This window comes from Aureitalea sp. L0-47 (assembly GCF_026126405.1).
GTDB lineage: Bacteria > Bacteroidota > Bacteroidia > Flavobacteriales > Flavobacteriaceae > Pukyongia.
The window spans coordinates 22,267-42,860 of sequence record NZ_JAFMTQ010000004.1 but is presented as its reverse complement, the minus strand read 5'-3'; the positions used below and the strand labels follow the sequence as shown (position 1 = coordinate 42,860).

At 43.2% G+C, this 20,594-nt stretch carries 19 protein-coding genes; 11 read left to right on the top strand and 8 right to left on the bottom strand.

Annotation, left to right across the window (positions count from 1 at the left end; translation table 11 throughout):
* Positions 1–70 precede the first annotated feature (70 nt).
* From J1N09_RS05975 to J1N09_RS05960, 4 genes are read left to right on the top strand one after another with little or no spacing between them, the layout of a single operon-like run.
* Entirely contained in the window at positions 71–1,021 is a 951-nt protein-coding gene (locus tag J1N09_RS05975; protein ID WP_265198910.1) for an isopenicillin N synthase family dioxygenase, read from the top strand.
* Positions 1,021–1,347 carry a translation initiation factor gene (locus J1N09_RS05970; protein WP_265198909.1) on the top strand — a complete coding sequence of 109 codons (327 nt, stop codon included), beginning with the start codon at positions 1,021–1,023 and terminating at the stop codon, positions 1,345–1,347. Before J1N09_RS05975 ends, J1N09_RS05970 begins: the two co-directional genes overlap by 1 nt.
* The gene (locus J1N09_RS05965; protein ID WP_265198908.1) at positions 1,344–2,216 is read left to right on the top strand and encodes a nucleoside phosphorylase; all 873 of its coding nucleotides are present in this window, start codon (positions 1,344–1,346) and stop codon (positions 2,214–2,216) included. The genes J1N09_RS05970 and J1N09_RS05965 overlap by 4 nt, the downstream gene beginning before the upstream one ends.
* Entirely contained in the window at positions 2,213–3,067 is an 855-nt protein-coding gene (locus tag J1N09_RS05960; protein ID WP_265198907.1) for a substrate-binding domain-containing protein, read from the top strand. Before J1N09_RS05965 ends, J1N09_RS05960 begins: the two co-directional genes overlap by 4 nt.
* A gap of 218 nt (positions 3,068–3,285) precedes the next feature.
* Here J1N09_RS05960 and ung read toward each other — a convergent pair whose 3' ends face one another.
* Positions 3,286–3,957, bottom strand: coding sequence for a uracil-DNA glycosylase (ung, locus tag J1N09_RS05955; RefSeq protein ID WP_265198905.1), 672 nt, complete (start codon positions 3,955–3,957; stop codon positions 3,286–3,288).
* A 49-nt stretch (positions 3,958–4,006) separates the two neighbouring features.
* On the opposite strand from ung, the gene J1N09_RS05950 reads away from it, so the two are divergent.
* Positions 4,007–6,166 carry an endonuclease MutS2 gene (locus J1N09_RS05950; protein ID WP_265199181.1) on the top strand — a complete coding sequence of 720 codons (2,160 nt, stop codon included), beginning with the start codon at positions 4,007–4,009 and terminating at the stop codon, positions 6,164–6,166.
* Entirely contained in the window at positions 6,166–6,573 is a 408-nt protein-coding gene (locus J1N09_RS05945) for a thiol-disulfide oxidoreductase DCC family protein (protein WP_265198904.1), read from the top strand. Before J1N09_RS05950 ends, J1N09_RS05945 begins: the two co-directional genes overlap by 1 nt.
* A 3-nt stretch (positions 6,574–6,576) precedes the next feature.
* Here the strand turns inward: J1N09_RS05945 and J1N09_RS05940 are convergent, their stop codons facing one another.
* The 3 genes from J1N09_RS05940 to gshB are packed head-to-tail and all read right to left on the bottom strand — an operon-like array spanning position 6,577 to position 9,599.
* On the bottom strand, positions 6,577–7,740 hold the full coding sequence (locus tag J1N09_RS05940) for a flavohemoglobin expression-modulating QEGLA motif protein (protein WP_265198902.1): 1,164 nt from the start codon (positions 7,738–7,740) through the stop codon (positions 6,577–6,579).
* 3 nt (positions 7,741–7,743) lie between these two features.
* Complete coding sequence (locus J1N09_RS05935; RefSeq protein WP_265198901.1) at positions 7,744–8,571, bottom strand: N-formylglutamate amidohydrolase; 828 nt, start codon at positions 8,569–8,571, stop codon at positions 7,744–7,746.
* Positions 8,571–9,599: a glutathione synthase gene (gene gshB / locus J1N09_RS05930; RefSeq protein WP_265198899.1), complete on the bottom strand. Its 1,029-nt coding sequence runs from the start codon at positions 9,597–9,599 to the stop codon at positions 8,571–8,573. The genes J1N09_RS05935 and gshB overlap by 1 nt, the downstream gene beginning before the upstream one ends.
* Before the next feature lie 189 nt (positions 9,600–9,788).
* On the opposite strand from gshB, the gene J1N09_RS05925 reads away from it, so the two are divergent.
* Entirely contained in the window at positions 9,789–10,604 is an 816-nt protein-coding gene (locus J1N09_RS05925) for a mechanosensitive ion channel family protein (RefSeq protein ID WP_265198897.1), read from the top strand.
* Between the two features lie 2 nt (positions 10,605–10,606).
* On the opposite strand, the gene J1N09_RS05920 is transcribed toward J1N09_RS05925, so the two are convergent.
* The 3 genes from J1N09_RS05920 to aroC form a co-directional block, all read right to left on the bottom strand.
* The gene (locus J1N09_RS05920; protein ID WP_265198896.1) at positions 10,607–11,407 is read right to left on the bottom strand and encodes a hypothetical protein; all 801 of its coding nucleotides are present in this window, start codon (positions 11,405–11,407) and stop codon (positions 10,607–10,609) included.
* Between the two features lie 134 nt (positions 11,408–11,541).
* A complete protein-coding gene (locus J1N09_RS05915; protein WP_265198895.1) occupies positions 11,542–12,867 on the bottom strand; it encodes a dicarboxylate/amino acid:cation symporter in 1,326 nt (441 codons plus the stop codon).
* 15 nt (positions 12,868–12,882) lie between these two features.
* Complete coding sequence (gene aroC, locus J1N09_RS05910) at positions 12,883–13,947, bottom strand: chorismate synthase (protein ID WP_265198893.1); 1,065 nt, start codon at positions 13,945–13,947, stop codon at positions 12,883–12,885.
* A 167-nt stretch (positions 13,948–14,114) separates the two neighbouring features.
* On the opposite strand from aroC, the gene J1N09_RS05905 reads away from it, so the two are divergent.
* On the top strand, positions 14,115–14,942 hold the full coding sequence (locus tag J1N09_RS05905) for a UDP-2,3-diacylglucosamine diphosphatase (protein ID WP_265198892.1): 828 nt from the start codon (positions 14,115–14,117) through the stop codon (positions 14,940–14,942).
* Here the strand turns inward: J1N09_RS05905 and J1N09_RS05900 are convergent, their stop codons facing one another.
* Positions 14,943–17,852 (bottom strand): FAD-binding and (Fe-S)-binding domain-containing protein, encoded by a 2,910-nt coding sequence (locus tag J1N09_RS05900; protein ID WP_265198890.1) that lies wholly within the window; start codon positions 17,850–17,852, stop codon positions 14,943–14,945. It abuts the gene before it with no gap.
* 139 nt (positions 17,853–17,991) lie between these two features.
* Here J1N09_RS05900 and J1N09_RS05895 point away from each other — a divergent pair, with 139 nt between their 5' ends.
* From J1N09_RS05895 to J1N09_RS05885, 3 genes are all read left to right on the top strand, one after another.
* Positions 17,992–18,477: a hypothetical protein gene (locus J1N09_RS05895; RefSeq protein ID WP_265198887.1), complete on the top strand. Its 486-nt coding sequence runs from the start codon at positions 17,992–17,994 to the stop codon at positions 18,475–18,477.
* A 127-nt stretch (positions 18,478–18,604) separates the two neighbouring features.
* Positions 18,605–18,949 carry a hypothetical protein gene (locus tag J1N09_RS05890; protein ID WP_265198885.1) on the top strand — a complete coding sequence of 115 codons (345 nt, stop codon included), beginning with the start codon at positions 18,605–18,607 and terminating at the stop codon, positions 18,947–18,949.
* A 10-nt stretch (positions 18,950–18,959) separates the two neighbouring features.
* On the top strand, positions 18,960–20,534 hold the full coding sequence (locus J1N09_RS05885) for an FAD-binding protein (protein WP_265198883.1): 1,575 nt from the start codon (positions 18,960–18,962) through the stop codon (positions 20,532–20,534).
* Positions 20,535–20,594: the final 60 nt, after the last annotated feature.

Below are 20,594 nucleotides of genomic sequence, written 5' to 3'. Positions count from 1 at the left end.
AATAGTACTTTTTTTGTCTTCGGAAATGGCCCCTTTATTTGGTATCTTTGTTTTCAGAAAAAACAACGTAATGAACAATATACCCAGCGTCGATCTTGCCGATTTCCTCTCGGATGATCCCCAACGAAAGCAGAAGTTTGTTGATGAAATTGGGCGAGCCTATGAAGAAATAGGTTTTGTATCACTTAAGAATCACTTCCTAAGTGATGCCCTTGTGGATGAACTGTACAAGGAGGTAAAAGCCTTTTTCGCTCTACCTGTTGAAACCAAACTTGAGTATGAAATCCCTGGATTAGGGGGGCAGCGTGGCTATGTTTCCTTCGGAAAAGAACACGCTAAAGGTAAGAAAGAAGGCGATTTGAAGGAGTTTTGGCATTTCGGACAAGAACCTGACGAGGATGCCAATCTACCCGAAGCTTATCCCGAAAATGTCCAGGTACGGGAACTTCCGAATTTCAACAATGTAGGAATGGAAGCCTATCGCATGCTGGAAAAGACGGGTATTTACGTGCTTAGAGCCCTGGCCTTATACATAGGTTTGGACGAGCATTACTTCGATCACTGGGCATCCAATGGCAACAGCATATTACGTCCTATCCACTACCCTCCTATCACCGAGGAACCCAAAGGTGCTGTAAGAGCTGGAGCACATGGTGATATCAATCTTATTACGCTACTGATGGGTGCTTCCACCGGAGGTCTCCAGGTACTTAGAAAGGATGGAAAATGGATCGATGCCATTCCGGAAGAGGACGAACTTGTGATCAATGTTGGAGATATGCTGGAACGACTTACGAACAACAAACTGCGCTCAACCATTCACCGCGTTGCCAATCCGCCACGAGATCAGTGGGACACCCCTCGATACTCCATACCTTTTTTCATGCATCCGCGAAGTGATATGAAGTTAAATTGCCTGGAGGAATGTATCGATGCAGATCAACCGAAAGCCTATGAAGATATTACCGCTGGCGAGTTTTTACACCAGCGTCTTGTTGAGATCGGACTAATTAAAAAATAATGGATTTAGAGGACCAGCTTAAGAACTTATTCCCGGACCACGTTCCTTCGGACATACCCGAAAAAAAAGAAAAACCTACCGTGTGGCTGCAGGACGATCCGCTGATCTGCAAATACGAAAAGCGCAAAGGAAAGCCTATCACCATTATTGAAGGATACACTGGTGCTCCCTCAGATTTTAAACAATTGGCAAAGGAACTAAAGCGGTTGTTAAGCGTTGGGGGTAGCTTTAAGAACGAACAGATCATCATTCAGGGTGATTACAGGGACCGGATAATGGAATTCCTTAAAGACAAAGGATTCAAAGTGAAAAGGGTTGGCGGATGAGAATAGCTGAATCTGAATTAATACTTAACCCCGACGGAAGTATTTATCATTTACATCTTTTACCCGAAGACCTGGCCGATACGGTGATAACTGTTGGTGATCCGGACAGGGTAAATTTGATATCCGCGCGTTTCGACACAATGGAAGTTATAAAACAGCACCGCGAATTCCGTTCGCATACGGGTACTTACAAAGGAAAACGACTCACTGTGCTTTCCACGGGAATAGGCCCGGACAACATTGATATTGTCTGTAACGAGCTGGATGCCCTTGTGAACATCGATCTCAAGAATAGATCTGTTAAAAGGGATTTGAGATCACTTGAAATTATCCGTGTAGGAACATCCGGAGGTCTTCAGCCGGATGTGGAAGTCGATAGCATAGTGTCCGGTACTATTGGGATAGGGTTCGATAATTTGTTGCATTTCTACGGAGGTGATATGGAGTTCCTCGATCACGATTTTGCCAATGCCTTTATCTCACATACGAAATGGAATCCCGATAATTCGAAACCCTATGTGGTTCATGCGGATGAAGGGCTCTTGGCCAGGTTTTCTTCTGAAGATATCCGGCCAGGAATCACAACCACCAATGTGGGATTCTATGGGCCACAGGGTAGAGTGATACGACTTCCCCTGCACGATGCCGATATGAATGCTAAGATCGCTTCCTTCGAACACCGTGGGCAGAAGATCACAAACCTGGAAATGGAGACTGCCGCCATCTACGGTATGTCTAAAATGTTGGGGCATAAAGCGCTATCGCTCAATATCATCCTGGCAAACCGGGCAAATGGTACTTTTAGTGTAAACCCACACAAGGCGATTGAAAGACTGATTACAAAAACCTTAGATATACTGGTGCAATGAAGAATTTCCATATTGGGGGTGTCCCCGAACATTTTAACCTACCCTGGTACCTGACACTTCGCGATAAATCCTACACCAAAAAAGGTATAAACCTTCGCTGGAAAGACTATTACGGCGGAACGGGTGCAATGGCCAAAGCACTAAGAGAAAAGGAAATAGACATGGCTGTGATCCTTACCGAAGGCATCATTCGCGATATCTGTAATGGAAATGATTGCTCTGTGGTTCAGATATTCGTTCAGTCGCCTTTGGTTTGGGGTATACATGTGGCGAAGAACTCAGAATTTCAAACGGTGGAAGAATTGAAAGGTAAAACAGCCGCTATTAGCAGGTTTGGTTCTGGCTCACATCTCATGGCTTATGTGAACGCTGAAAACCTGGGCTGGGATGCTGAAAAGGACCTCGATTTCGAAGTGATCGCTAACCTGGAAGGGGCGTTAAAAGGACTGCCGGAAGGCAATGGCGACTATTTCATGTGGGAAAAGTTCACTACCAAGCCCTATGTGGATCATGGTCCCTTTCGTCGTGTAGGTGAATGTCCTACCCCCTGGCCTTGTTTTGTGATCGCCGTTCGGAATGATGTCCTTGAGAACGACCTGGATTCGGTAAAAACAATTCTCGACATTATCAATGAAACTACTGCAGATTTTAAAAATATTCCCAGTATTGACAGGATGATCGCAAATCGTTATAACCAGGAATTGGAAGATGTAAGAGAGTGGCTGTCCATCACAGAGTGGAGTCAGGAAAACCTCAATGCGTCTCAAGTCCAGCGTATCCAGGAAACCTTGTTGCACCTGGAATTGATCGACTCAATTGTCCCTCCCGAGAAGATATTGTTCACTTTTTAGTACGATCAGAATTAACTACTAGCTTATTTTTTTAATCAAGTAACGCAACCCTTTTATAACCCAGGTATCTTACTAGAGTAAATAGTAAGTTATGACAACTTTTTTAATCATATTGGGGGCCTTACTAGTGACAAACTTCTTGTTACTGCAGTTTAGCTGCAACGATGTTACTGATCCGGAAACCCCGGAAGAAGAATAGAAACAACCTCCTCTCACCTTTATAACTGCCAATTTATTGGCTCATTTCCTATTTCCTTAAGGTAATCATTTGTTTTACTGAAATGCTTATTTCCAAACCACAAGCCTCGGTTTGCACTTAATGGCGAGGGATGGCCACTGGTAAGTACCAGGTGTTTCGACCGATCAATACGGGCTCCTTTTTTCTTTGCATACCCTCCCCAGAGAAGGAATACCAGATGTTCCTGTTTCTCCGATAAGATTTGTATCACACTATCCGTAAATTGTTCCCAACCCTTATTCTGATGACTTCCCGCCTGGTGGGCTCGAACCGTTAGGGTAGCGTTCAGCAATAGCACTCCCCGATCTGCCCAGGGTTCCAGGTCGCCGTTTGCCGGTTCAGATAACTGCAGATCATCACAAAGTTCACGGAATATGTTCTGAAGTGACGGAGGTTTAGCAATTCCTTCCTGAACGGAAAAGCACAATCCGTTTGCCTGTCCCGGTCCGTGATAGGGATCCTGCCCAAGGATCACCACTCTCACTTTGTCGAATGGTGTGTGATCGAATGCCGCAAAGATTCGTCCGCCAGGTGGATAACAACGTCCATTCCTATATTCTTCCTTTACAAACGCACTCAGTTTTTGAAAGTATTCCTTACTGAATTCGTCGGAGAGTTGATGCTTCCAGCTTTCTTCAATATTTACGTCCATTATGCGTATTTTTGTGAACCCTGAGCTAAAATTACAGCATTATTACCGAATGGTTCGCATCGATAAAAAAACATTACAGGATTTAGAATTCCCCACCGTATTACAACAAGTATCCGACTTCTGCATTACGGAACCCGGGAAGGCGGCTGTCATGGCAATAGAGCCTTTTAAAGACAGCGAAGAGATCGCTCCGGAATTGCACAGGGTTAAGGAGTTCAGTGCTTCGTTTGATAGTGATAATCGAATTCCAAATCACGGTTTCGACGATATCTCCAGGGAACTTCATCTTCTCAATATTGAAAACAGTTTATTGGAGATAGGATCCTTCAGGCGTTTGAATTCCTTGTGTAATACCACGAGGGACCTACTGGCTTTTTTCAGAAAATACAAGGAATTTTATTCAGGTCTTGATGAATTCTCTTCGGAAGTAAGCTACAACAAGGATATTTCTGATCAGATCAATGCGGTGATAGATCGATATGGCGAAGTAAAGAATACCGCATCCCAGGAACTGAACGCAATCCGAAAACGACTCACCGTGGTCAAAGGACAGATCAATTCTTCATTCAAAAGAGCTTTGACCCGTTATGCTAAGTCGGAATTACTGGATGAGATACGTGAGACGATAGTAGATAACAGGCGGGTGCTTGCCGTTAAGGCCATGCATAGGAAAAAAGTACGCGGCACGGTAATGGGGCAATCACGAACCGGGAGCATAGTGTACATTGAGCCCCAGGATACACTTGAGTTTGCCAATGAACTGAGTAATCTTTTGTATGAGGAACTTGAAGAGATCAAGAAGATACTAAAGGAACTAACAGAATTTATTCGTCCGTTTCGGGAAACTTTGGGCAGTTACCAGGATTACCTATCTTACATAGACGCCCTTTATGCCAAGGCGAGGTATGCAGCTGAGATCGGAGGAAATCTTCCGGTGCTAACAAAAGAACGTCAACTCCATTTAATAGACGCCTTCCACCCGTTGCTGTTAGTTTCGAACAAAAAAATAAAGGCCAAAACCTATCCTCAAACCATTCATCTTGATCCTGAAAAGCGAATCATTGTAATTAGTGGTCCGAATGCAGGCGGAAAAAGTATCACCTTAAAAACAGTTGGGCTTGTACAGCTGATGCTTCAGTCCGGAATGTTGGTCCCTATCGATCCAATGAGTGAGTGCTGTACTTTTGGAAGAATACTAACGGATATTGGTGACAATCAATCGATAGAGAATCATCTGAGTACCTATAGCTACCGACTCAAAAAGATGAATCAGTTCCTGAAAAAATGCAAAAAGGATACTCTTTTTCTTATTGATGAGTTTGGTACGGGAAGTGATCCTGAACTAGGTGGCGCGCTGGCTGAAACCTTCCTGGAAGTTTTTTACGAGCGTGAGGCCTTCGGAATAATTACCACCCACTATACCAACCTGAAGCTGCTCGCAAACGAACTTCCCTATGCAGTGAACGCAAATATGCAGTTCGATAGCAGAAGCCTGGAGCCTATGTTTAAGTTGCACCTTGGAGAGGCAGGAAGTAGTTTTACTTTTGAAGTGGCACAGAAAAACGGGATTCCTTATAGCTTGATAAACAGGGCAAAGAAGAAGATCGAGCGTGGTAAGATTCGTTTCGACAGGACCATTGCGAATCTTCAGAAAGAGCGTTCGAAGGTTAGAAAAACCGCTGCTTCCCTGGAAACCACCGAAAAGAAAGCACGGGAAGAAACTCAGCAGCTGCAGGAGATCAACGATAAACTGCAGCAGAAACTTGAGAGCTACCAGGAATTGTTCGACAGTAATGTGAAGATGCTCACCCTCGGTAAAAAGGTGAATACCCTGGCAGAGCGCTACTTCAACAACAAAAAGAAAAGGGAACTCATAGATGAGCTGGTAAAGCTTGTGATGATCGAAAACAGCAAGCGTAAGAAGATACATCCTAAAAAGAAACGGGTTGTCAAGGCCAAAAAGAAAAAGTTGGAGGAGGAAGTTGAAAAGAAAGTAAAGGTAATCCGTCAAAAGAAGAAAAAGGAAAAAGAAGAAGCAAAGAAAGCACCGCCGCCAAAACCAAAGGTGGCGTTAAAGATTGGAGATCGCGTGCGTATGATCGATGGCAGGGCAGTTGGCACCATCGATTCCATAGAGAAGAATAACGCGATTGTCAACTATGGAATGTTCACGGCAGATGTATCGATGGATGAGCTGGAAAAAGTATAATGAAGGAAGCGGAAAACCATAAAATAGTACTCTTTGACGGAGTCTGTAACCTTTGTAATGGTGCGGTTATCTTTATGATCGGTAAAGATAAAGACGATCGTTTCCGTTTTACATCACTTCAGGAGGAAACCGGAAGGACCATTATAAAGCAATATGGGATAGATACAAAAAAGATCGATTCCATCATACTCATCGATAATGGCAAGGCGTATGTAAAATCAACAGCGGCATTGCGCATCGCACTGTACCTCAAGGGAATGTGGCCATTACTTCACGGATTCCTTATCTTCCCAAAATTCATTCGTGATTTTGTGTACGATATCATTGCGAAGTATCGCTATAAGTGGTTTGGCAAGAAAGAAAGTTGCATGATTCCAACACCCGAACTGAAGAACAAATTTATCTAGCTTTTACTTTAAATTCTGAAGAATGAATTCCAGCTTGGAGTTGTTGTTCTCGTTTGTATTGAAGGCGTAGTTTTCGTATTGATTCTCTTCGGAAAGGCCCATTTCCCTCCAGCGATTCACGATCGACCTGTACTCGAAAGTAACTTTTCCTGAAAGCAAAGGATCCATTTTTTCTCCACTGTGATAGGCGTCATAGATCTTCTTTAAACCTGTGAGATAAAGGAAGTCCTTGGTGAATCCCCCGCCACGGTGCGCACGAAGCGAGATGGTATAGGCCTCTTCCCTATTCAGTTTGTACTGGTTATGCAGTAGGTCGAATGTAGCACAGAAATCGAATCCTTTTCTAAGGCTGTCGGTGGCAATTACACGATAGGAAAGTTCCTTTAGACGGTATAACGTAAGGCAACCGCTCATATATTCACTAAACACTGCCAGGCCTTCCTGGGTTTCAAGGTTCTTGGGGAATCCATTGTGGAAGATCTTCAGCGGTTGTGCCATGCCGTTGAAGGTGGTCACCATATGAACCCCGATTTCGTGGTTGGCCAGTACCTTTAGCTGGTTGGCACTATAACGATGGTTCTTCTTGATCACAAGTGTCTGTGTACTATTCTGAACCATGGCGGCTGCAGAAAGCTTGGTGGAATATTTTAAGTTGAACTTAAAATCGTAGCGCTTGGTGAATTCCTGGAAATAGTCGGCTGCTTCGGTGGCGTTAAAAACAGGGAACATCTCCTGATCGTATTCCTCATCTTCGAAATGAAGAATGAATTTGGCATTATCTACATCTTTTTCAGTAGGCGTTCCAAAGGATTTTAGTGAATTGAAATAGAACTTACTGCCCTTCCCTATCGCTTCGATACATTGGATCAATCCGGAGTAGTCGTAGATCACATCCCGGTAAAAATTTCGTGTTTCTTCGTCTTTGATGCTATCGATGTCCTGGGAAAACAATTCCTGCTGGAGTTTATGGGCATCAAAATCGACTTTTCTATAATGGAATCTTGGGTTTATGTTGTATTTGGATGAAAAGAAGTTTCGCTTCTCCTGTTCTATATTGGTTGGATTGATATAATTGAGCAATTCGATCTTCTTGACCAATTTGTTCAAATTCGTATCGATCCTAACCACGTTAGGATGGTTAGCGATTATCGTTTCGGTTAACGGCATAAATTAATTGTGTTCCTTATAAAACGCCTTGGCGTGTTTCTTCAATTTACTTCGGAGTTGCTCTTCAATGGCGGCAACTACTTCAGGAAAGACGATCATATTCATCTCGTCGCAGTAAATCTTCTTGAATTCGGTTGCCAAAACTAAGGTATTTTTAAAGGTTTTGGTAATATATTTCAGAAAATACCCATTTCCGAAAAAGGTATCGTTAATGTTGGAAGTCGATGTAATCCCATGAGGTAATTTCAGTTCGGATAACGATTCGCGCCATTCTTCTACACTAGGTCCGAAGCGCCCGTTATCTATATTAGAAGTTCCTAAATTAATTACCGGCACTTCCCTATCCCATCGGCGCCAATTATAACTGTGCATATCGTACACCACAATGGTCCCGAATTTTTGCTCAAGCTTAGCGATCAAGGCGTGAACTACAGAATAGAAAGCGTTGTGCTTTTCGAGGCTCTTGGCCTTCATTTCTTCTGAAAGTGGCTCTCTCCAGAGTTTCTTTCCCCAGGCATCGTCGTAGATAGCGTTATCAGGATCGCGATTGAGATCGTATTCGAACCTGCTGTCACAGCCGGCAATTACGATGGGGTGCGACTTAACGAATTCTTTCGTACAGGGATCTTCTTCAAACCAGCGTTCGTAGGTTGTATGAAGACAATTATCCCAAAGTTCTCTTCGGAATTGATGGCCATCGTGAACCGCTCCACAGGCATAGGGAACGTACTCGTCTATCTTCAACGTAAATGAATAATCCTCTGCTACCGCTTCAAAGATCTCTTCATTCCCGATCTTTTCTATTATTTCTGAAACTGATAATCGGATCATTAGGCTTCACTAACGTGTTTTCTGAGTTTCTGACGGCGTTCGAAGGCAGTGACCCTTTCGAGTACCTTGTCCTCAACAAAATCGATCACCTTCTCCTGAACCCTGGTTTTATAAACTTTGTTCATGTAGGTGATTCCGCCTGGTGACATTACATTCACCTCTACCAACTTACCGCCTATCACATCGATACCCACAAAGTAGAGTCCGTCTTTAACTAATTTCGGACCAATCCTTCGGCAAAGTTCCTTTTCGTGTTTTGTTAAGCTGTGTTTTTGAACGCTACCACCTGCACTTACATTGCTTCGGTGATCTTCATCACCAGGTACGCGACGCATGGCGCCAATAGGCTGTCCATTCAGCATTAAGATACGCACATCCCCCTGGTCGGCACCTTCAATATAATCCTGCAGGATTACATAATTGCTAGTGCCATCCTTGTTGTCTATATAAAAATCCAGCAATGAATTAATACTTTTCATCGCCCTCTTTTCAATAAGAATAACACCGGAGCCACCAAATCCATTGAGTGGTTTAAGTATCATTTTGTCCGGACCTTCTTTGATCACTTTTTTAAGATACTCCTTGTTCTTGGTCACGTGAGTACGAGGAATGATCTCATTCTCTTCATCTTCGAATACAGCGGTATACAATTTGTTATTTGCTCTTCGGATCCCGTCCAGGTCGTTCATTATAAACACATCATCCTTCACGCTATCCAGGAAGTTCAGCATGATCATGTCTAACGGTGGGTTACTTCTTAGAATGATCACATCGAAACCGGCCAGCGGAAGCATTTCATCATAGAATTTTGTATTCCCGTGGAAAGATTTCAGCGATTTACTGATCTTTTCAGCGCGAACCACACATTTGCAAAAAGCGTAGGCAACGCTATCTCGAATGGTGAGGTTAGCAGGAGTGGTAATGGCCATTCCATGTCCGCGTTTAACAAACTCGTGGATCATGGCCAAAGTGGTGTCATTGTCCGGGTCCATGTCTTCCCATGGATACATTATAAAGCAAACGTTCATGTTGGTTTATTTAAGAAAATAAATATAGCAAATCTATTTACTTATCCACAACAAATATTTCAGGGGAATACATTGCGGCGCTTACTCTTAAAAAGTTGGTCCTTGAGCGAAAATTAATGGTAAATATGGCGGATTAATAATGCGGTTCTACTAACAATTTTTTAATTTCGAAACTATAAAATAACGACGATGGAAAATTCAGAAAAATATCTACAAATAGCTAAGGATCTTATATTCGAATACGGTCCAAGAATTCTTGCAGCTCTTGCCCTGTTACTCATAGGTTTATGGGTGATCAAGATAATAACTAGAGGTATCCGAAAAGCTCTTAGAAAAAGGGATATGGAGGAGACGCTTCAGCGGTTTCTTGCGAATCTTGTAGGATGGATACTCAAGATAATGTTATTCATTGCGGTCTTGAGTCAGTTAGGTATAGAATCCACTTCATTCATAGCAGTTCTCGGTGCGGCGGGTCTCGCTGTGGGTTTAGCTTTACAAGGATCCCTGTCCAATTTTGCAGGAGGTGTTCTTATAATGTTATTCAGGCCCTTCAAGGTTGGAGATGTCATTAATGCTCAAGGCGAACTGGGGAGTGTGAAAGAAATAGAGATTTTTACAACAAAGTTGCTTACGCCTCAGAACCGGCTGGTGATTATTCCGAACGGTGCTTTGTCTAACGGAACCATAACCAACTATACCGCTGAAGGATTTCAAAAGATATTTCTAACGATCGGCGTTTCTTACGATGCCGATATAAAGCAGACTAAAGAAGTTTTAATGGGTGCTATTCAGAAGCAGGATAATGTATTATCAGACCCACCTCCCCTGGTAGAAGTATCCGGCCTCGGTGATAGTTCGGTGGATTTCGCTGTGCGTTGTTCGGTAAAAAATGAAGATTTCTGGCCTGTACAGTTCAATTTGATCGCTACCATTAAAGACGAACTCGATGCCGCCGGAATTGAAATTCCATATCCGCACCAGGTCGAAATTCACAAGGAAGGCTAATATCAATTTGGGATAATTGCGAAATTATCGAATCCAGCAAAGTCACTGGCGCCGTCCTGGCGAATTCTAATACTCAATCCAACAGTGCTGGTTCCCGGTGGGATCGGCACTGTTACATTTCCAGATAGGGATAAGTTTGAAAGCCCGTTTATGAGTTGCACTTCTGCCTGTGGGACCCCGTCAATAGTGACGGTATAGAAGGCATCATCCCCTGTGTCGAATTCAAAGAATTCGTATGAAAAAGATAGAGTGCCACCTGCGGGAGCACCTGAAATATCTATGGTGTTGAAGGTAATGGTAGCAAAACCGGAGGTGCCGTTAACACCTTCGTCATCAAGATCCAAAATTCCCAGGAACTGGTTTGTAAGCGTAGTGAGGTTGCTGAATCCACCGTTAGAATTATCGGTTACTCCAAAATATCCGTCCGTCCCATTATCGAAAAACGGAACATCAGAAGTATAGCCCCAGCTTGTATTTAAATCGAAGTTTTGATAAACTCCTAGAAGGTTCACTTCGTTGAGGCAGTGAATATCCTCCCAGGTTGTTCCGTTCCATACCTGTAAACACTGAACCTCATCAACGAAAACTAGCAATCCAATATCAGAGAACGAAGGACCAATTGAATTCCTGTTAGCTATGGTAGGAACCCTGGGAGGCATTAAACCACCGAAATGAATGTTGTCCTGAGTACTGCTGATTTCAAGGATAGATGCCGGGCTGGGCGATGTTGTATTGATACCCACCTGGCTAAACATCCCTGTACATATGAAAAGAAAACTACAAAAGATTAAACGTAACATCATGGACTAATTTCATCTCGAAGACAATACTATAAAATTAGTCGCTGAAAAACAGCGGATTAGGTTTAGTGATTCCAATATTTCATGAAAGCAAGGCCTGTCTTTCCGCCAAATTCATGAATACACGGCATCGAAGCTTATTTCACTTCTTCGTAGTGTTTATCCCAATCCTCTACACGCGGGTCGCCCAGTTTCCCAACTGTTTTGGCTACCACCATTGATACTGTCGCATCACCGGTTACATTGATAACCGTTCGGCACATGTCAAGCGGCCTGTCTACCGCAAAGATCAGGGCGAGTGCAATTGGAAAGCGATCTGCAGGGAAACCTATGGATTCAAGTACGATTACTAACATAACCATACCAGCACCTGGTACAGCTGCCGAGCCTATAGATGCCAATAGAGCTGTTAATACGATGGTAAGCTGATCTGCAAAGGTAAGATCGAATGCGAGGGCCTGGGATATAAAGACCGCGGCTACAGCCTGGTACAGGCTAGTTCCATCCATATTGATCGTGGCTCCTACGGGGAGCACAAAACTACTTACCTCCTTGTCAACACCAATATGCTCTTCCACTCTTTCCATAGTTACAGGGAGTGTTGCGGCACTGGAGCTGGTTGAAAATGCAAGTAATTGAGCAGGGCTTATTTCTTTCAGGAACCAGAATGGATTCTTTTTTACAAATACGCCAACAACCGTGAGATAGAAGCCTATCATCATTATCAAGCCTAGCACCACGGTACCTGCATATTTTAGAAGTGCGTATAAAAGATCCGGATCACCACTGGTAACCACAACGTTCGCTAAAAGTGAAAATACTGCATAAGGGGCGAATAACATGATAAGATCTACCATCTTTAGCACCACATCGTTCAGGGAATCGAAAAGTTCCTTCATTGGTTTGGCGCGTTTTTCACCGATGAGAAGCAGTGAAATGCCCAGGAATATGGCAAAAACGATTACCTGGAGCATGAGTTTATTCTCACTCATAGATTTAATGGCATTGTCTGGCACCATATCAACTAAAAACTGCAATGGGCCACTCTCTTTTTGCCGAGTCGCTTCCGCGATCTTCGACTGAACGCCGCTGTCACCAGCATAGGTTTCCGTTAGTTTGGCAATGGTCTCTTCAGAAACACCATCGCCCGGCTGAAGCACATTCACAAGTAATAACCCAATTGTAATCGCTATAACCGTAGTAAAAACGTAGGTCACTATGGTGCGCAATCCAATGCTGCTGAATTTCGAAATATCCTTCAGATCGGAAATACCTTTAATTAGCGAAGCCAGGATCAAAGGAATAGCTATGAGCTTTAAGAGTTTGATAAAAATGGTTCCTAACCACTTCACCCAATCCTCAACAAATCCCGGACCCCAGGAGACCTGGAGCATAATAAACCCGAAGACGAGCCCTAATAACATTCCGATAAGAATCTTCCAATGCAGCGCTAATTTTTTCATATTGAGTTTGTTCGATTAAATTTTTGAAAGTCGGTTTAAAAGCCAGAAATCAGCTAAAACAAGTGCCGCCATGGCCTCCACGATGGGTACGGCTCTAGGAACCACACATGGGTCATGTCTTCCCTTTCCCTGCATTTTAACGCTATTGCCCTTCGAATCTATAGTGGTTTGGGATTGCATAATGGTTGCCACGGGCTTAAAAGCCACGTTGAAATAAATATCGGCTCCGTTACTTATACCTCCTTGTACACCGCCACTATGATTGGTTTGAGTAGTTCCGTCCTTGTTAAAGCTATCGTTGTGTTCGCTTCCTTTCAAACGTGTTCCTGAAAATCCGCTACCGTATTCAAAGCCTTTAACCGCGTTGATGGATAGCATGGCTTTTCCTAGTTGTGCGTGAAGTTTATAAAAAACTGGCTCACCCAGCCCAACAGGAACATTTTGAATCACACAAGTGATCATTCCTCCAACAGTATCACCTTCTTTGCGGATCTGTTTGATATAGGCCTCCATTTCCTTTGCCATTTCTGCGTCAGCCGTCCGTACCGGGTTCTTTTCTATTTCTGAAAAGTCCAGGTCTGTATAGGGTTTGTCCAGGCTCATTTCTCCAACGGCGGAAACATAGGCAGTAATTGAAATTTGATTCAGTAATTGTTTGGCAAGGGCTCCTGCTACAACTCTACATGCCGTTTCCCTGGCAGAAGATCTGCCTCCTCCACGGTAATCGCGAATGCCATATTTTTTATCGTAGGTGTAGTCGGCGTGGGAAGGTCTGTACGTATCTTTGATATGAGAATAATCCCTGGATTTTTGGTTGGTATTCTGAATAACAAAACCAATGGGTGTTCCTGTCGTCTTCCCTTCGAATATTCCAGAAAGGAATTGTACTTCGTCTTCTTCTTTTCGCTGGGTAACTATGGCCGATTGTCCCGGTTTTCTGCGCTGCATTTCACGCTGAATGGCATCCATGTCAACCTCCAGGCCTGCAGGGCAGCCGTCTATGATCCCTCCGATGGCTTCACCATGTGACTCACCAAATGTAGTAAGTTTAAAAACGCTTCCGAAGGAATTACCTGCCATGTACTGTTTTCAACAAATGTAGCGGTTACGCATGAATATTAAAAAAATAAATGTGTTTACGATTCTTTTAAACTAGACTGGCAACGATAACATTTTGACTATCTATTAGTAACATTCAATTAATCTGTTTTCTGGCGAATAAGAAAACCTTTGTATCCCAAATCACCGTGTTGAAGAGAAAGGTAGAAATAGTCGTTATTTCGGATGTCCATTTGGGGACCTACGGCTGTCATGCGAAAGAGGTACTTCAATACCTTAATTCCGTCAAGCCTAAAAAGCTTATTCTCAACGGGGATATCTTCGATATATGGCAATTCAGGAAGCGCTATTTTCCTAAAGCCCATCTTCAGGTAATCAAGAAAATTATTTCTCTGGCGGCAAAGGGAACCATGGTATACTACCTCACAGGTAATCACGATGAAAAACTTCGGAAGTTCAGTGATACCAAGATGGGGAATATATACATCATGGATAAGTTAGTCCTCGGATTAGATGGTAAAAAAGCCTGGTTTTTCCATGGTGACGTCTTCGATGCTTCAATTCAACACGCCAAATGGCTGGCGAAATTAGGTGGTTGGGGTTACGATCTGCTAATTCGTATCAACCTTGTTGTAAACTTTGTCCTTGTGGGACTTGGGAAAGAAAAGTACTCCCTTTCCAAAAAGATCAAGAACTCGGTAAAAGGTGCCGTGAAGTTTATATCCAACTTTGAGGAAACCGCTGCGGAACTGGCCATTCACAATGAGTATGATTATGTGGTTTGTGGTCATATTCACCAACCGGTGATCAAGGAGGTTTCGAATGAGAATGGTACATGCACGTACATGAACAGTGGCGACTGGGTGGAGAATCTTACGGCTCTCGAGTATAATAACGAACAATGGAGGCTGTATCATCACGGGGATAAGGACACTTACCTCGCTCCTGACCTTAAGATAGAAATGGACGAGGATGAAGACCTGCCGGATCTGCTATCGGCCTTTACCACTCTTTGATCATTTTAAAGCATTTCTGAGGATGGTGATGGGATGCAGCGCCGTTCTACCTGTTCCATCCTTGATCTGATGCCTGCAACTGGTGCCATTCGCAGCAATAATGGTTTCTGTCGGACTTTTTGAAACTGCAGGAAACAATTTCAGCGAGCCAATCTTCATACTCAGCTTGTAATGTTCCTTTTCGTACCCAAAGCTGCCCGCCATACCACAGCAGCCCGAAGGAATGATGCGGGGTTTATAATTCACGGGTAGATTCAGAATATCAAAAGTCACTTTCTGATTACTCAATGCCTTCTGATGACAGTGAACATGGATCTTTACATCCTTCTCATCTGAAGTAAATTGTTCCGAAGAGATCTTGCCATTTTCTATTTCTGAAGCGAGAAACTCCTCGATCAGGAAACTGTTTTCTGAAATTTCCTTTGCAGATTCGATATCCGATGCCAATCGCAGGAACTCATCCCTGAATCCGAGAATTGCAGAAGGTTCAATGCCAATGAGTGCTGTTTCGGAAGTGACCTTCCCTTTGAGAAAAGAGACGTTTTTGTCGATCTCAGTTTTTGCTTCTTCCAAAAACCCTTTTGATAACAACGCCCTGGCACTGTCTAAATGTGAAATAATAGCCACCTTATACCCAAGTTGTTCCAACAATTCAAAAGCATCTTTTGCAATCTCAGCATCTAGATAGTTGCTGAATTCATCAACAAATAATAATACTTCAGTTGAATTCGTAACATCCTGATATTGTTTACTTTGAAATTCTTTACTGAAACATTTAGTTGAGATTTGTGGAATCTCTCGTTCTGGGGCGATCTTGCCTAATTTTTTAAGAATTCCCGACGTGATCTTATTTCTGAAAATCCAGTTTGCCAGCTTTGGTACTTTAGAAGCCCTGCGATTATAAGTGCTGCTCTTTGCGAAGAGTTTATTAGAGAAAGATACCTTATTGGATTTGTTGTATTGATATAGAAATTCCGACTTAACAGCGGCTATGTTCACATTACTGGGACATTCGCTGGCACAGGCCTTACAACTGAGACATAGGTCCATGGCGTCTTTTAAGGCGGCGGAATTAAATTTATTAGTGTTTTGAGAATTAGTAAGTACCTCCCGAAGCACATTTGCGCGGCCTCTTGTGCTGTCCTTCTCATCTCTGGTGGCGTGATAACTTGGACACATCATCCCTGATGCGTTCTCGGTTTTCCTACAATCACCACTACCGTTGCAGTTTTCGGCCAGGCGCAGAATTCCTTCAGTGTCATCAAAATCCATGAAGGTTGGCACCACTGATTCTGCCCTGTCCACCTCGTATCTCAGCGATTCATCCATCTTCCATGGATCGATGATCTTCCCGGGATTGAAAACATTGTTCGGATCGAACACCTGTTTTACCTTCCGAAGTAATTCATAATTTGCGTCGCCTATAAGAAAAGGTAAAAACTCACCCCGTACTATGCCATCGCCGTGTTCCCCTGAAAATGAACCATTGTATTTCTTCACCAGTTTGGCAACGTCCGTGGTGATCTTCCTGAAATAATCGACTCCTTCACTCGTTTTCAGATTTAAAATAGGTCTTAAGTGAAGTTCTCCTGCCCCGGCATGGGCGTAATACACGGCTTTTTGTCCGTAAGAAGCCATTAGAGCCTCAAATTCTTCGATATAGGAAGGAAGGTCATCTAATGTCACAGCAGTGTCTTCAATACAAGCTACTGCCTTTTTATCGCCTACCATATTCCCCAATAATCCAAGGCCAGCCTTTCTTAACTCCAATGCCTGGTGAATACCCTCTCCTTTCAACACAGGCCTGCTGTAACTACGTCCGGAAGAATTCAGGGTTTTGAGCAGTGCTTCTACCCTATTATTTAAATCCTCTTCCGTATTATCGCGAAGCTCAAGCATTAGAAGTGCTTTTGGATTATCTTCCACGAACCAGCGATAGGATTCGTATTTTTTATTCGAGCGTGTACAATCCAGGATGATGTCGTCCATCAATTCACAGGTATACAGCTCATGATCCATAGCAGCAACAACATCTTTCAAGCAACCTGCTAAACTTTCGTATTGAGCAGCGATCAGAGCTGCCTCAGGCGGTGGAAGATCGTCCAGTTTGAGGGTTATTTCAGTAGTAAACGCAAGCGTACCTTCACTTCCGGTAAGGAGTTCGCATAGATTTATTTCTTTGTCTGTTTCAGAAAAAACAGAAGATTCAATAAGCGCATCCAGGGCGTAACCTGTATTTCGCCTGTGTATTGCTGGTTTCGGAAACTGATCACGGATCTCCCTTTTAATTGCTTCGGAATTTAACTCGGCATGCAATAGTCCGTGTATACTCCCCTCCAAAGAAGGATCTAAGGTCTTGGTAATAAAGGCCTCTTTTGAAAGTGCCTTGAATTCAACTTCTTCACCATTAGACAAGATCGTTTTTAACCGAACCACCTTATCCCGAGTCACACCATACCTGATGCTGGTAGTTCCGCTACTATTGTTACCGACCATACCGCCGATCATACATCGATTCGACGTTGAAGTATTTGGCCCGAAATACAGTCCGTGAGGCTCTAAAAAAGCATTCAACTCGTCACGAATTACCCCGGGTTGCACAGTGACGGTCTTTTTCTCTTTATCCAGCGCCACGATTTCTGTGAAATACCGGGATACATCCACGATGATGCCCTCCCCTACACATTGCCCGGCCAGTGAGGTTCCGGCAGTCCTGGGAACCAGCGAGGTATTGTTTTCGGTAGCGAAACGGATGAGATGCTTAATGTCTTCAGAAGTCCTGGGAAAGGCTACGGCAAGAGGAAGTTTTCTGTAAACCGAGGCATCTGTAGCATATAATTTTCGATGCAGTTCATCATAATGGAACTCACCTTTAAATTTATACTGAAATGCCGCTAGTTTAGCCTTCATAGGAGTAAAGAGTAAAGGTAATAAACCCTGTCAATATCACTTCAAATTGAGCGTTGAAAAACAATTAATAAGTTTTCGAATCGTTAATTGATACAATAACTTCTTTATGTAATTTTGAAATAATCTTAATCTACTTTCTATGAAAAGACTCTTGCTCACATTAGTAACGATCACACTGATTTCAGTATCTATGAATGCTCAGCGAATCTCGAAACACGCCCTAGGACTTCGACTAGGAGATAGCGATGGATTTGGGACAGAAGTGAATTACCAGCTCGGACTTGGAGAAAATAACCGTCTCGAATTGGGTCTTGGTTGGCGCAATAGCAACAAAGTGACGGCTGTAAAAGCTGTGGCTCTCTATCAATGGGTATGGGTGCTGGACGGTAATTTCAACTGGTATGCTGGTGCCGGAGGCGGTGCTGGGCAGGTGAGTTTTGATGATGATTTTATCGGTGACCCCGATGATGAGACATTCCTGTTCGCGGCGGGCGACATAGGGATCGAATACAATTTTGATATTCCACTTTTATTATCCCTCGATTTCAGGCCCGAATTTGGTTTCGGAGATTATCGAGACGACGTTGATTTTGATATTGCCCTTGGTGTGCGGTATCAGTTCTGATAGAAAAAATATATCCTTTAAAGCCCTTCCAGTGCACTGAGAAGGGTTTTTTATTGGTGTAAATTCAGGAAAAACCCTCTTTCTTTATATGCTGTATATCAGTATTTTGCATCTATAAATTGATAATATGAGATTATTAAAATATTGCATTTGCTGTCTTCTAATCGCATCTCTGAGTTCCTGTTACACCGTTAGGTTTCAGGTTCATAATGGAGTTCCGGAAACTGAAGACAGTGATTCTGAAGATCCGCTGGCCGGACAGTTGTTTCGTGAAAAGAAAATGGTTGTGAATCGTAAAATGCTTCAAGGAAACGATTTTTTCACTATCAAAGACTGTGAATCCGGGTCATTGAACACCATTGAATACAAGACAACTTTTGGAGGACTGCTTCTTTACGTGATCACTTTAGGTAGGAATAAAGAGGTAAAAATTAGATACGTCTGCACCAAAGAGGGAAGCACCGATTTTTAAAACTAATAGCATGGCGAGTACAAATACGCAAAACAGGCAAAGGTGGAACACGCTTCATAAGAATGGTCCGTTTAGTCTAAAATTATTCCACGATACCAAGTTGAACCGGGATCTCTCAAAATTTGAGAGCTATAATGCCGCGGCCACCGAAATCAGGAGATTGATCAGGCTGGCGGATAATGCCAATGAACGATTTCGGCCTATGGGTTCAAAATGGTCACTCTCAAGCATAGCGCACTGTAAGGACCGAATGCATTACACCCCTAGATTAAATTTAAAATTCGCGGTTCGGGATAAAGATATTCATGCGAATTCGCCCTACAAGAGTGAGAATGTCTTCTTATTTCAATGTGGAAACGTGATTAAGGAGATTTCGCTGGCACTTCAGAAAAAACAGAAATCTTTAAAGACGCATGGAGCGAGTAACGGACAAACAATTGCCGGCTGTATCTCAACCGGCGTGCATGGGGCTGCTGTTGATGTGGGATCGGTTCAGGACTATGTGATTGGTCTCAATCTCATTACCGGTACTAAACCCGAAGATGTAATTTACCTGGAACGTGCCTCTAAACCTGCACTAAACGATGATTATATTGAGAACTTCAAGTGCAAGATAATTCGGGATGATGAGCTTTTCAATGCTGCACTCGTTGGTCTGGGATCTATGGGTTTTATTCACGGTGTTGTGCTGGAGGCTGAAGATATGTATCTGTTGCATAGATGTGTGAGAAAAATAAAGAAGGAGACAGCGCTTAAGCTTGCAAACACTTTGAATTTTGGCAATTTCGACCCACATTTTCCAGTAAATCCCCTGGATCCCAACCCTCCGGACTATCGGGGTGTACGTCCATATCACTTCAAAGTGTACATCAACCAATACAATGATGAGGCAACCTTGCCCGTGGAATTCATTTACAAAAGGGACTATTTCCCAAACTATAAGGATATCTACGAGGATCCGGTACCTAATATGGCCCAGTTCATTTACACTGATCTTATCAATACGCTAATCAAATTTGCCGAGAAGGTGCCTGGTTCAATACCTGCCTTAATTAATTTACTGAAGAACAGTATTATGCCTAAAGAGAATAAACCCGTCATGGGTAAACTCTGGGAGATTTTCTGGGATGCGCAGTACAAGGGAAGAGCATTTGCGTGTTCCTTTGGCGTAGATCATACCCACTCGGAAAAGGCCCTCAAGGTGCTGTCGAAGGTAACTGTAGATGATGGTCCTATTCCCGGGATCTTTGCAATGCGTTTTGTAAAACAATCCCAGGCTATGCTGGCTTGCACAAAATTTCCGTTTACCTGTATGATTGAGATCGATGGAATCCAATGGAAGGAATCTGATGGCCTGATAAGCCTTGAGGAATATTCAGAGAGAATGATCAATGCTTTGAAACAGAACAATATTCCATTTACGATTCATTGGGGTAAGAACGCCAAGTGGGATCATCCCGGGCTGGCGAATCATATGTTCGGAAACGATGTGAATAAATGGAAGCAGCTCAGGGCGCAATTGTTGTCACCTAGGATGCAGAAGGTATTCTCGAACAAATTCCTGGACGATATCAAGCTGTCCTGAATGAAATGAAAATCTGAATCATACTTCGACTGCCCGCCCGTTCCGTTCAGGCGGGCGCTC